General features: G+C 63.5%; 12 protein-coding genes. 4 read left to right on the top strand and 8 right to left on the bottom strand.

The genetic code is table 11. From position 1 onward, the window contains the following. Together gloB and IP79_RS05440 are read left to right on the top strand one after the other, a co-directional pair. On the top strand, nucleotides 1–742 hold a 742-nt coding region (gloB, locus tag IP79_RS05445; RefSeq protein WP_082337028.1), incomplete at its 5' end, for a hydroxyacylglutathione hydrolase. A gap of 4 nt (nucleotides 743–746) precedes the next feature. Next, entirely contained in the window at nucleotides 747–1,727 is a 981-nt protein-coding gene (locus IP79_RS05440) for an NADPH:quinone oxidoreductase family protein (protein ID WP_054118257.1), read from the top strand. Between the two features lie 60 nt (nucleotides 1,728–1,787). Here the strand turns inward: IP79_RS05440 and IP79_RS05435 are convergent, their stop codons facing one another. From IP79_RS05435 to IP79_RS05400, 8 genes are all read right to left on the bottom strand, one after another. After that, on the bottom strand, nucleotides 1,788–2,318 hold the full coding sequence (locus tag IP79_RS05435; protein ID WP_054118256.1) for an ATP synthase subunit B: 531 nt from the start codon (nucleotides 2,316–2,318) through the stop codon (nucleotides 1,788–1,790). Further along, nucleotides 2,311–2,805, bottom strand: a complete 495-nt coding sequence (locus tag IP79_RS05430; RefSeq protein ID WP_054118255.1) for an ATPase — start codon at nucleotides 2,803–2,805, stop codon at nucleotides 2,311–2,313. Before IP79_RS05430 ends, IP79_RS05435 begins: the two co-directional genes overlap by 8 nt. A 77-nt stretch (nucleotides 2,806–2,882) precedes the next feature. Then, complete coding sequence (locus IP79_RS05425; RefSeq protein ID WP_054118254.1) at nucleotides 2,883–3,107, bottom strand: F0F1 ATP synthase subunit C; 225 nt, start codon at nucleotides 3,105–3,107, stop codon at nucleotides 2,883–2,885. Nucleotides 3,108–3,171: 64 nt separating this feature from the next. Then, nucleotides 3,172–3,933, bottom strand: a complete 762-nt coding sequence (locus IP79_RS05420) for a F0F1 ATP synthase subunit A (protein WP_054118272.1) — start codon at nucleotides 3,931–3,933, stop codon at nucleotides 3,172–3,174. A gap of 102 nt (nucleotides 3,934–4,035) precedes the next feature. Beyond that, nucleotides 4,036–4,383, bottom strand: a complete 348-nt coding sequence (locus tag IP79_RS05415; protein ID WP_054118253.1) for an AtpZ/AtpI family protein — start codon at nucleotides 4,381–4,383, stop codon at nucleotides 4,036–4,038. Between the two features lie 351 nt (nucleotides 4,384–4,734). After that, nucleotides 4,735–5,118, bottom strand: a complete 384-nt coding sequence (locus IP79_RS05410; protein ID WP_054118252.1) for a YdbL family protein — start codon at nucleotides 5,116–5,118, stop codon at nucleotides 4,735–4,737. Between the two features lie 27 nt (nucleotides 5,119–5,145). Next, a complete protein-coding gene (locus IP79_RS15745) occupies nucleotides 5,146–5,424 on the bottom strand; it encodes a YnbE family lipoprotein (RefSeq protein ID WP_054118251.1) in 279 nt (92 codons plus the stop codon). After that, complete coding sequence (locus IP79_RS05400; protein WP_197273744.1) at nucleotides 5,421–8,648, bottom strand: intermembrane phospholipid transport protein YdbH family protein; 3,228 nt, start codon at nucleotides 8,646–8,648, stop codon at nucleotides 5,421–5,423. Before IP79_RS05400 ends, IP79_RS15745 begins: the two co-directional genes overlap by 4 nt. 43 nt (nucleotides 8,649–8,691) lie before the next feature. Between IP79_RS05400 and radC the strand changes: the two genes are divergently transcribed. Continuing rightward, on the top strand, nucleotides 8,692–9,465 hold the full coding sequence (radC, locus tag IP79_RS05395) for a RadC family protein (RefSeq protein WP_054118249.1): 774 nt from the start codon (nucleotides 8,692–8,694) through the stop codon (nucleotides 9,463–9,465). Next, nucleotides 9,465–11,417: an acyltransferase family protein gene (locus tag IP79_RS05390; protein WP_054118248.1), complete on the top strand. Its 1,953-nt coding sequence runs from the start codon at nucleotides 9,465–9,467 to the stop codon at nucleotides 11,415–11,417. The genes radC and IP79_RS05390 overlap by 1 nt, the downstream gene beginning before the upstream one ends. Nucleotides 11,418–11,454 lie beyond the last annotated feature (37 nt).

Raw genomic sequence — 11,454 nt, 5'->3', positions numbered from 1 at the left:
CCAGTTCGCATGCCTTAGTGATAACTACGGCTTTCTCATCCACGATACCGACAGCCACGAAACCGTGGCGGTCGACACTCCCGATGGTAAGCAGTATCTGCTCGAAGCCGATATGAAGGGCTGGAAGATCACGCAGATCTGGAACACCCACTGGCACCCCGATCACGCTGGCGGCAACGCCATAATCAAGGAAGCCTCGGGCTGCACCATCACAGGCCCGGCCGAGATCGAAGGCAAATTTCCGGTCGATCGCATCATCGCCCACGGCGACACGGTGAACCTGGGCGAAGTAGAGGCGAAGGTGTTCGACGTATCCGGCCACACCAACGGCCATGTCGCTTTCCACATCCCTAGCGCGGACATTGCGTTTGTGGGCGATGCGGTGTTCGCGCTCGGCTGCGGGCGAATGTTCGAGGGCACGCCCGGTCAGTTCTGGGACAGCCTCAACCGCATCAAGGCTTGGCCGCCAGAAACGCTGCTCTATTGCGCGCACGAATACACTGCCTCGAACGCGAAGTTCGCGCTTCACGCCGATCCGGACAACGTCGCCTTGAAGGTGTATGCCGACGAAATCGCGGCCAAGCGTGCAAAGGATGAATGGACGGTGCCAACAACGCTTCGGCGCGAACTGGCCACCAATCCCTTCCTGCGCGCCGATGATCCGGCCATCATGGCCCATTGGGGCGGCAGCGTGCCGTCAGAGACATTTGCAGCGCTGCGGGCGGCGAAGGACAACTTCTAACCCCATGCAAGCCATCCGGGTCGAAAATCTCTCGCCTGATCTGTCGGGAGTAAGCCTTGTCGACATTCCCGTCCCGTTCTGCGGCCCGGGCGACGTGCTGGTTCAGGTGCGCGCCGCATCGCTCAACTTCCCCGATTTGCTGATGACGCGCGGCGAATATCAGTTCAAACCGGAAACACCCTTCACTAGCGGCCTCGAATTCGCAGGAGAGGTACTTGAGGCCGCGCCGGATAGCGGCTTTGTCGCTGGCGACAGGGTGATGGGCGGCAACAAGACCGGCGCCTTCGCCGAAATCGCAAGCGTTGGCGCAGACAAACTTTCCTTAATACCCCAGGGCATGGACTTTCCTGCCGCTGCCGCGATGGGTGCTGCTTATTCAACCGCCTTCACGGGCCTCGCAGAACTCGGCGGGCTCGAGGACGGCCAATGGGTGCTCGTCCATGGTGCGAGCGGCGGGGTGGGCCTGGCTGCCTGCAACCTTGCCCGCTCGCTGGGGGCTCGTGTGATTGCTACGACAGGCAGCGCGAACAAGCACGACCGCATAGCCGAGCTGGCTCAGCCTGACGCAGTAATCTTGGCCGAAGGACGCTTTAGAGAACAGGTGGCCGAAATCACCGACGGCAAGCTGGCGAATATCGTGTTCGACCCTGTCGGCGGCGATGTGTTCGACGAATCAACCCGCTGCGTCGCCTTTGGTGGCAAGCTGATCGTCGTTGGGTTCACGTCGGGCAGGATTGCCGAGGTCTCGACCAACATTCCGCTGATCAAGGGCTTCAGCATCGTCGGCCTGCGGGCTGGAGAATATGCGCGCCGTTTCCCCCACCGGGGACGCGCAATCCAGGCAGCGATCACGAAGCTGGCGGAAGCTCAAGCAATCACGCCAGCAATCGATCGTATCCTGCCCCTGTCGCGCTGGCGCGAAGGCTTCCATGCGATGGCTCGCCGCGAATTGGTCGGCAAAGTTGTTTTCCTGCCCGGTTCATAAGGCACTAACGAAAAAGGGCGGCCCCGCCGGACCGCCCCTTCAAGTCTAAAACTGACAGGCTCAGAGCGAAGCAATAACCTCGTCGGCCAGCTTGCTATCAGCCGCGCTACCGTGGGCTTGCGCGATCAGCTTGCGCGAGGCAGCGGCAGCGGCAGTCACGGCGCTGGCCTTGACCTCGGCAACGGCAGCACGTTCAGCAGCCGCAATCTTGTCTTCGGCCATGCGCTGGCGGCGGGCGACCATAGTCTCGCTTTCAGCTTCGGCGCGGACGAGGACTGCTTCGGCCTCTTCGCGGGCGGTTGCCAACATCGCTTCAGCGTCTTTTTCAGCGCTGGCGATCTTGGCGGCATATTCATTGCGCAAAGCTTCGGCTTCGGCGCGCAGCGTCTTGGCTTCATCTAGCTGGTTACGGATCTCGGCGATCTTGGCATCCAGCCCGCCGGTGATGAGACCGGGGACCTTCTTCCAAACAAATACCGCGATCAGCGCTGCCATGGCCAGAGCGACCCACTGGTAGGAATCCATGCCGAGTATCGAAGGCTCGGCAGACCCGTCCGCGCTGGTGGCGAGCAGAGTGAGAATATCAGCCATGCGCCATCACCTCCTTGACCGCAGCCTGGGCGACAGCGGGTTCGATATCCGCACCAGCGATCCGTGCGACGATGTCGCGCGCCGCGTCGGCAGCTACCGTTTCGATTTCGGCCATCGCGCTGTTCTGTGCAGCCGCGATGCCTGCCTCGGCCTCGACAATGCGGGCATCGATACGGCCTTGAGCTTCAGCCAGCTTGGCGCTGGACGCTGCTGCTGCCTTTGCCTTGGCATCGGCGATAAGCCCTTGGGCAGCGGCGCGATTTTCATTCTCACGCTTGCGCCACGCCGCCTCTTCGAGGTCGGCGGCATCGCGGGCGGCCTGCGCAGCGGCAAGGTCGCCAGCAATCTGCTGGTCGCGCAAGTCAACCGTGCCCATGATTTTGGGCACCATCCCCAGTCCGACAAGGACAAAGGTCAGGCCGAAGAACAGTAGCAGCCAGAAGACCTGGCTCGACAGCGTTGTGGCGATTTGTTCGATCTGAGGCATTGGTCGCCCTTGTTACCGGCTGTTCACGAGGGAGCGCCGGACGAGAGAGCGATGCTCCCTGCCCGGCGCACCTGATCTTAGCGGAAGATCAGCAGAACGGCGATAACGAAGGCGAGCAGGCCGAGAAGTTCGGCGGCTGCGAAGCCGATGAACAGGCGGCCCTGCTGGCCGTCGGCAGCGCCCGGATTGCGCAGCGCGCCTTCAAGGAACGATGCGAACACGTTGCCCACGCCGAGGGCGGCCAGACCGGCGCCGATTGCGGCGAGACCGGCACCCAGGAGAGCTGCTGCAGTTGCGTCCATGATAGTAAACTCCTTGAGAAAAATCTGATTGTTGATGAGGGGTCTTGAGACAGCCTTGTGGCCGTCAGTGAAGGTTTTCCGCGTCGTTGATATACAGCGAAGTCAGCAGCGCGAACACATAGGCCTGGATACCTGCGACCAGAATTTCCAGCGCGCTGATCGCCACCATCAGGATGAAGCTGGGCACGCCCACCGCAGCGCCGAGCGCCGGGCCGCCTGCGCCGCCAGCAATCACGAAGCTTGCCAGCACCTTGAGCAGCACGTGGCCGGCCATCATCGCAACGAAGAGCCGCAGAGCGAGGCTGAAGGGGCGCACCATGAACGAGATGAATTCGATCGGGGCGATGAAGAACACCATCGGCAGCGGTGTGCCAGCGGGCACAAACAACGAGAAAAAGTGGAACCCATGCCGCACAAAGCCGACGATCAGCACGATCGAGAAGCTCATGATCGCCAGCACGCCGGTTACGGTGAAGTGGCTGGTAAAGGTGAAGGCATGGACGTTGGGGATCAGACCGACCGGCACCAGGCCGAGCAGGTTCCCGAACAGGATGAACATGAAAAGCGTAAAGATGTAAGGCACATACTTGCGCCCTGCCTTGCCGACATTGGCTTCGAGCAGATCGTCGATAAAGCCGGTCATGCTTTCGACCGCCATCTGCCAGCGGCCGGGCACGACTTCACGCTTCATGCCGCCAGCGACGAAAATCGTCACCAGAATAGCGGTGATCGCCATCCACAGCGCTGAGTTGGTGAATGCGATGTTGATCCCGTCAGCCAGTTGCCACTCCGAGCCGAACAGGGGCTCGATGGTGAACTGCTTCATTGGATCGACCTTGCCTTCTTCGGCTGCCACGATCTGTCGGTCCTCAAATGTTTCACATGAAACACGCCCCTAAAGCAAGGCTAGGGCGGGTCAAGCGAGGGTCTAAACCTCGCTATCGGGCCGCTCGGCCTGCTCTGCGGGGCGCGTTTTCGCGCTGAGAATGATGCTTCTGAAGGCCGATACCGTTCCGAGGAACAATCCGGTCAACAGACCCCAGGGCGCGATACCGGCGAGCGAATCTACCGCAAAACCGATAACCAGGCCGCCGATGACCCCCCCAAGAAGTCCGGCCAGAGCGCGGTTGCCGCTGCGATAATTCGCATCGGCCCCTTTCACCTTCGGCCGGTTGCGTTGATCTTCGCGTTCGCGTGCGGCTTTCAACCGCGCTTCGAGCGCATCAATCCGCGCATCCTCAAGGATGGGTTCTCGGGCGGGTTTCTCGTCGCTCATGCCATTCTCCCTAAAACCGAGGATCAGGCACGCGCATCAAGGTACCCGCCGAGGGCGCCGCCCCCTTAGAAGGGGGGTAGAGCCAAGTCAACATGGCGAGAGGCCTGTTTGTGCAGTTGCGAAGAATGTTTTGCGCTCACCCCTCCGGGCGAGCATCCTCGGTGCATTTCGAGCCTTGCAGGCTCGAGCACCTGCGGGCGGCCAGTCGGCCTTGCGGCCCTTCAGGCCGTTATCTACGCAGCTTCGCAAGGAAGCGCTGATCTCGGTCGCGGCAGCGACCGCAAGGGCAACCGCCCGCCCGCAGGCCCGGAAGGGCCGAGGATACCGCAGCCCGCAGGGGCTGCGCGCAGATCAAGGGCACCGCGGATCGCGGATCGGCGGAGCGGCGGTACGGGTCTGCCAGCTGCCATCGGGCGCGCGATATTTTTCGCCCGGCGTGGTGCGAGCGATGGCCTGACACCCCGACGTCAATGCATAAGCTTCCAGCGTAGCGTTGTTTTCCTTGGCCTTTTCGGCATATACTGCGCGGCGCTTGATGTTGATATCATCGACGATGCGCTGCAGCGCGGGATCTGCCGCACCGACGATGCCGAGGTATCCATCGGGCTGTTCCCCGATCTTGCCGGCTGAACGCGCGGCGGCATAGGCCGGATCACGCTGCGCGTGGGCGGCGCCTGCCACAAGGCCGAGCGCTGCCAATGCGGCGATTGCGGCGAGTGCTGAATTGCGCATCATCGTTTCTCCATCACGAGACATGCGGGGTCAGAAGATATCCGCATTCTCGTCAATTGTGTTGGCCGCGTCTTGCGCCAGCCGGTAAATCACTTCTTGCCGGATATTGATGTTGAGCTCGATCACGATCGGTTCGTCCGGCGCTGCAATATTGATGCATCCGCCCGAAACCACCGAAAGCATCGCTACCCCTGCCATCATGGCCCGGCGCCTGCCTTGTCCTTGCCGCCCCATCGGCCCTGCCCCTTCCCCGTTTTCCTGCGAGGATGTGGCAGCGCGTGTTGGCGCGGTCAATTCGTGTTGCGTCATGGCTGGCTTTCGCTTTCGGAAGGTTGAACGGGTTTGGCGGCCGGAGGCAAGACAGGCGCCAATGTCTGCGGCGAAGCTGGCTGCGCCGGGCCCACCGGCACGAACCGGCCGCCCTGCGTGGAGAGCAGCCCCTTGTCGACCGGGTTGCCGAGGTAATCGGCATCCCAGAAGGAGCGCACCATGGTGGCCAGTTCGTAGAAATTCTCCGACCGGACATTGACCTTGAAACGGATCGGCAGCTTCGCCAGCCGCCGGGTCACGAAATTCTGGGTGGTGCCGCTGCCCTGCTGCACCCCGTCAAACTGGAAATTGGTGATGATCTCGCCTGAAAGGTTGCCGTTGAGGCCGATGCTCATCTGCCGGTAATCGAGCGATCGCAGCGCCTGAAAAGCGTAATTGCCCATCGTGCCAAGGTCTTCATAGGTCAGTTCACCAATATAGGCGACATTGCCGCCCGGCGCGCGGCTGAGCAGCAGCCCGCCTTCAATCCGGCCATTGCCATCCTTGTCGAAGATGATCGGCACCGTGCCATCGAACACGCCGGTCGCGCCCAGATTGGTCAGATCCATCTGCGCCACGAAGGTCGCAGCATCCAGACCGACGATCTCGAACACATAGCGTCGTTCTTCGGGCTGGCTGAAATTCATCACCAGCGGGCGCATCTGCAGCGCGCCGCCCATGAAGGGGAAGCGCGCGTCTTCGAGCGTCAATAACGTGCCGTCTCGCACCTCGAACTGCACCCGCCCGTCCAGCACCTCGATCCCCGGATTGATCGCCGCAATGCGCACGGTCTGATCGGGCGCGGTGGTGAGATTGAGCAGGTCGGTGAACACCACCTCGCCCGCCAGCCCGCGCACCGGGCCAAACGCGGCGGCAAAATCCATGCCCGCCGAACGGAAGATGCCGCGGCTGGTAATTGTCTCACCCGTCCAGTCGATCCGGCCATCGCCCGTAACTGTGCCATCGGCAAAGGCGATCACGCCCTTGGCAAGGTAGGACAGGTCTTCGGGCTGGAGCGCCTTGTCGAAAGCAAGACCGGGCACTTTGAAGCTGGCATTGCCTGCTGCGGAGTCAAGATTGTGAGCGATGGTAACATCGGCAATCGCGCGGGCAGAGGCCGGATGGCGCAGCACGGCATCCGCGGCGATCCGGTTGTCTACCAACCGCAAGCTGGCCCCGCCTGCGACCAACGGGTTGAAGCGCGCTGCTCCTTCGGCCGGTCGATCAGTCAGGGTGAAAGCGGCATCGTCCACCCGCAGGGTGCCATCGGCAAACGACCAGCGCCCGCCAAGGTCTGCCAGATCGAGCGGCACGGCATCAATCCGCCCCGCCCCGCCGCTGAATGCGCCGCCGATGTCGCCCGCAAGGCTGCCGGTCAGGCTGGCGGCAGAGAGGCGCATTTCGCTATCGGGTGCGCCGATGCGTGCCGAAAGCCCTTCCACGGCGAAAGGGGCAGGATAACGCAGCTTAACAGCATTGGCGGAAATGGTTGCAGGGCTTTCCCCCAGACTTCCAGCAAGGTTGACCGGCCCGGTCGCGGCCCCGATCCTCAGTCCGTTATTGTAAGCAAGTATCGGCGCACCGCCTTCAGGGCACAGGGCAATTGCCTGCGCTCCAAGCGTGAGGCCCGATAGCGCGAGCCTGTCGAACCTCACCGGCGTGCAGCGCGTGCCCAGTGCCAGCCCGCGTGTATCCATCCACGTGCCTTCCAGTGGCAAAGTCAGATCGGAGATGCCGCCGGCGGGCAGATCGCCGCTGGCGGTCATCAGCCCGTCAAACCGGATCGCGCCGCTGCGTTCCTGCCGCAAGGCGAGCCGCGGGATCGCCAGCCGGTTCGCCCCGGCCGCGTAATCCGTCATCGCCAGCCGCATCGTCCAGCCCTGTCCGGGTGCCTGTTCGATCCGGGCGTTGATATCCGGCAACCCTTCCCCGCCGACCAGCATATTGCCGCGCAGCCCGGTCAAAGCGCCGCCCGCAACCGCCGCGCTTGCCTGCGAGAGAGCCAGCACCGGCGTGCCGCTGCGGCTGGCCAGACTGGCTTCGGGAATGATCATCGCGATTGCATCTTTGTTGTGGCGAATGATGGCATCCACGGCGATGCTGCCGCCTGTGACGGCGCGTTCCAGTCCGCCGCGCGCCTTGGCCAGCAGCGGCGCGATCAGCGTGCCTTGTGATCCGCTTTCAGCGGCGGAGAGTGCGGCGGACAGGTCTGCCCCCGGCTGCAATCCGGTGCCGGTGATCGTGCCGTCCCATTCGCCGCGCGCAAGGTCGCTGCGCCCGCGCCATTCGCCCTTGGCTGCAAGCTTTTCCAGGCGACCCTGCGGCGCGGTGACCGTGGTCAGGGCGAGATCATGCGCCAGCGCAAGCCCGTTGCCGCCCCATTGCAGCTTTGCGGTGCCTGACAGGCCTTCGCCCGATATCGCGCCGATCGCCAGCGCGCTGCCTTCAGCCCTGAAGTCGGCCGTCCCGCCCGAAAAATCGCTTTTTAACGCCAGCGCAGTGCCGATATCGGCCCCGGCAAGGCTGGCCCCGCCGCATTCCAGTTCGCCCAGCCGCAACGGCCCGGCAAGGCGCGGTGCGCCGTCGTTGGTGGTAAGGTTGCCATATAGCGTCGCACGGCTAGCCTTGCAGCCGTCCACGCCGATGTCTGGCGCGGCCACGGCCAGCGTTCCGGCAAAACCGTCATCCAGCCGCCCTGCCCCTTCAAGCCTCAGGCCGACCGGCCCGTAATCGCTTTCCAGCAGCGCACGGGAATCGCGGATCACCATGGTGATGGCGGGCAGCGCGGGCGGTTCATCGCTTCCCGTGAAAACCAGCGGATCCAGCGCGCCTAGACTGAACGTGCCGCCGCGATAGCTGGCAAAGGCGCGTGCGCCATCGATGGTAATGCGATCGACCACCGGCCCGTTCCAGCCGAAGCCGATGTCCACCACCATCCGGCGCACAGTCAGATCAGGGCGGGCCGGATCGCCGACCACAAGGTTTTCGATCACCTGCACCTGCGGCGTGATCGCAACGATATCGTAGGTGGCAGCAACGCCGTTTTCGGTGAGATAATCGTCGATCACATCGCGGGCGATGCGTTCGCGCTCCATCCACGAAGCAGTCCCGCCAATCAGCGCAAGCACCGCCACCCCGCCAGCGATTCGGGTACGCCAGCGCCGCGGCCATAGCCGCCGCGTCGCGCCGTCCTGCGGCCCTTCCCTATGCTGATTGTCAGCCACCGGCATTGCTCCCGACCCTTGCGCGCATCATCCGCCAAAGGCAATGAGGCACAAGGGGATCAATGCTTTCCCGGAGGTCGCATTGCCGGAAGCTGAAGACGGGTTTGAATTCGGGGGCACGCCGCAAGTCCATACGCGGGCAGGGAAAGTTGCGGGCGAAGGACACCGCGCCCGCCTGCGCGAACGGCTGCTGACCGGCGGGGCCGAGGCGCTGGCCGATTACGAAGTGCTCGAATACCTTCTGTTCGCCGCGATCAAGCAGGGCGATACCAAGCCGGTCGCCAAAGCGCTGATCGCGCAGTTCGGAAGCCTGGCAGGCGTGCTGAACGCCGACCCCAAAGCATTGCAGCGGGTCAAGGGCGTAGGCGAAACCAGCGCCGCCGCCTTGAAATCCGTCGCCATCGCCGCCCGCCGCATGACCCGCGGGGAGATCGTCAAGAAGCCGGTGCTGGGCAGCTGGCAGGCGCTGATCGATTACCTCACCACCGATATGGCCCATCTGACGGTGGAACGGGTGCGCGTGCTGTATCTCGATACCAAAAACCGCCTGATCGATGATCATCATGTCGGGGATGGTTCGATCGATGAAGCCGCGATCCACCCGCGCGAGGTGATTCGCAGGGCGATGGATGTGGGGGCGACCGCCATGATCCTTGTCCACAACCACCCCAGCGGCAACCCCGAACCCAGCCGCGCCGATATCCAGATCACCCAGCGCATTGCCGAAGCCGGACGATTGCTCGGTGTGACCGTCCATGATCACGTGATCATCGGGCGCGAAGGCCATACTTCGTTAAGGGCCAAGGGGCTGATCTGATGACAGCGTCCGCGCCGGCCTCGATTCGTTCGAGCGCGCTTCCGGGCGCGCATCCCGGCCATACGCCCTACCGGGCCGAGATTGACGGCCTGCGCGCCATTGCTGTGGGCGGCGTGGTGGCACATCACACCGGCCTTGGCCTGTTGCCCGGCGGCTTTACCGGCGTCGATGTGTTCTTCGTCATAAGTGGTTACCTGATCACGGCCATCATCGCGGCGGAGATGACTGCGGGAAAATTCAGCCAGTGGCGCTTTCTCGAACGGCGCCTGCGCCGGATTGTCCCCGCGCTTGCAGTAATGCTGGCAGCCACGGCCCCGGCGGCATGGGCGATCCTTACCCCTGAAGATTTCCGTCCCTTTGCGCAAAGCCTGACCGCAGCGGCGTTGTTCGCTTCGAACCTGCTGTTTGCACAGAAAGCAGGCTACTTCGATTCTGTCGAAGGGATGCAGCCGCTGCTCCATACCTGGACGCTCGGTGTGGAGGAGCAATTCTACCTGCTGTTCCCGCTGGTGCTGATCGCCTGCCGCCGCTGGCGCCCGGGTGCGATGCTGCCGGTGGTGGCGCTGATGGGGCTGGCGAGTTTCGCGCTAGCGCTGGTGGTTGCCACGCGCTGGCCGCTGCTGTCATTCTACCTTCTGCCGACCAGGCTGTGGGAGTTTGCGCTGGGCGCTGCCTGCGCGCTTTTGCCTGCGCGCGGGACAAATCTGCTGACTGCACGGCCACAGTTACGCGCCCTTCTGGCGATAGCAGGACTGGGCCTGATTGCGGCGGGGTTTCTGCTGATCCAGCCGTATTCCCCCGCGCCCGGCGCGATGTTCCTGCTGCCGACCATCGGGACGGTCTTGGTGATCATGTTCGCCGGTTCTTCCGATCCTGCGGGGCGCCTGCTGGGCCTGCGACCGCTGGTGTGGCTGGGCTTGGTCAGCTTCGGCACATATCTGTGGCATCAGCCGCTGCTGACGCTGGCGCATTACATGTGGTTCGGTGACTTGCCCCTGCCTGTCACTCTGGCATTGGTGGTGGCCTCTGTGGCGTTCGGCTGGGCCTCATACCACTGGATCGAACAGCCCGTACGCCAGCGACGCCTGCTGGCCGGACGCACGGCCTTGCTGGTCGCGTGCAGCACAGCGCTGGCAGTGCCTGTGGCGGCAGGGGTCGCAGGACACCTGAACCTGTTACTGCCTGCCAGCGGTGCCGAGGCAACCCGCCTTGGGGGTCTGCGACCACCGCGCCCGCCCGACGTTATGACCGGCACACCGTCAAAGCCGCTGCCATTCATTCTGTTCGGCGATAGCCACGCGATGCAATATTACGCCGCTCTCAACGACCGCTTCGGAGAGGGCGCGATACTTGCCAAGTCTTCGTGCCTCGCCGCAGGGAAGGTTTCCAATTTCTCGACGGTGGATGCGGGAAGCGCCGAGTGCCGCTCGACCGCTGACAGCCTTGTTGCTTTGGCGGCTGAACGCGGGGTGCGCACCATAATCTGGGCGCAGGTATGGGATCGCGAGCTGTATGCAGACGACCCGGACAAGCCACTGGCGCCCGGCAGCAAGGCCGCAGGTCGCGCGCTGACGGAGTCCATGGCGCGCCTTGCCGACCGGCTACACCAGAACTCACGGATCGTGATCATCAGCAATGCGCCCACCGCTTATGTTGCGGCGCCGCCGATGTTTGAGGGTTGGTTGCGGTGCCGCGCTTTCCGCAATGCCAAGTGCCCCGAAGCCTATCCTGGCGCCAAGGCGGAGGGCATCGCGATCAACGGCGCCTTGCGGGAACTGGCAGCTCGCGATCGGCGCTTCGTCTTTGTCGATGCGCAGGCGCCGCTATGCCCTCAAGGCACCTGCCAGATCATCGAGGACGGCAAGCTCAATTACTGGGATGCGCATCATCTTACGCTGATCGGTGCGCAACGGGTCGTTGCGACCATGCCTTCCGACATCATCGCGCGCTGACAGGTTCGCAAACTTGCCTTGATCGCCCCGCTTGCCT

This window comes from Porphyrobacter sp. AAP60 (assembly GCF_001296025.1).
Lineage (GTDB): Bacteria > Pseudomonadota > Alphaproteobacteria > Sphingomonadales > Sphingomonadaceae > Erythrobacter.
This window is presented reverse-complemented; position numbering and strand designations above follow the sequence as displayed.

Coding starts and splice junctions, on each gene's coding strand:
- IP79_RS05440 (WP_054118257.1), top strand. CDS start 747: ATGCAAGCCATCCGGGTCGAAAATCTCTCGCCTGATCTGTCGGGAGTA.
- IP79_RS05435 (WP_054118256.1), bottom strand. CDS start 2,318: ATGGCTGATATTCTCACTCTGCTCGCCACCAGCGCGGACGGGTCTGCC.
- IP79_RS05430 (WP_054118255.1), bottom strand. CDS start 2,805: ATGCCTCAGATCGAACAAATCGCCACAACGCTGTCGAGCCAGGTCTTC.
- IP79_RS05425 (WP_054118254.1), bottom strand. CDS start 3,107: ATGGACGCAACTGCAGCAGCTCTCCTGGGTGCCGGTCTCGCCGCAATC.
- IP79_RS05420 (WP_054118272.1), bottom strand. CDS start 3,933: ATGAAGCAGTTCACCATCGAGCCCCTGTTCGGCTCGGAGTGGCAACTG.
- IP79_RS05415 (WP_054118253.1), bottom strand. CDS start 4,383: ATGAGCGACGAGAAACCCGCCCGAGAACCCATCCTTGAGGATGCGCGG.
- IP79_RS05410 (WP_054118252.1), bottom strand. CDS start 5,118: ATGATGCGCAATTCAGCACTCGCCGCAATCGCCGCATTGGCAGCGCTC.
- IP79_RS15745 (WP_054118251.1), bottom strand. CDS start 5,424: ATGACGCAACACGAATTGACCGCGCCAACACGCGCTGCCACATCCTCG.
- radC (WP_054118249.1), top strand. CDS start 8,692: ATGAGGCACAAGGGGATCAATGCTTTCCCGGAGGTCGCATTGCCGGAA.
- IP79_RS05390 (WP_054118248.1), top strand. CDS start 9,465: ATGACAGCGTCCGCGCCGGCCTCGATTCGTTCGAGCGCGCTTCCGGGC.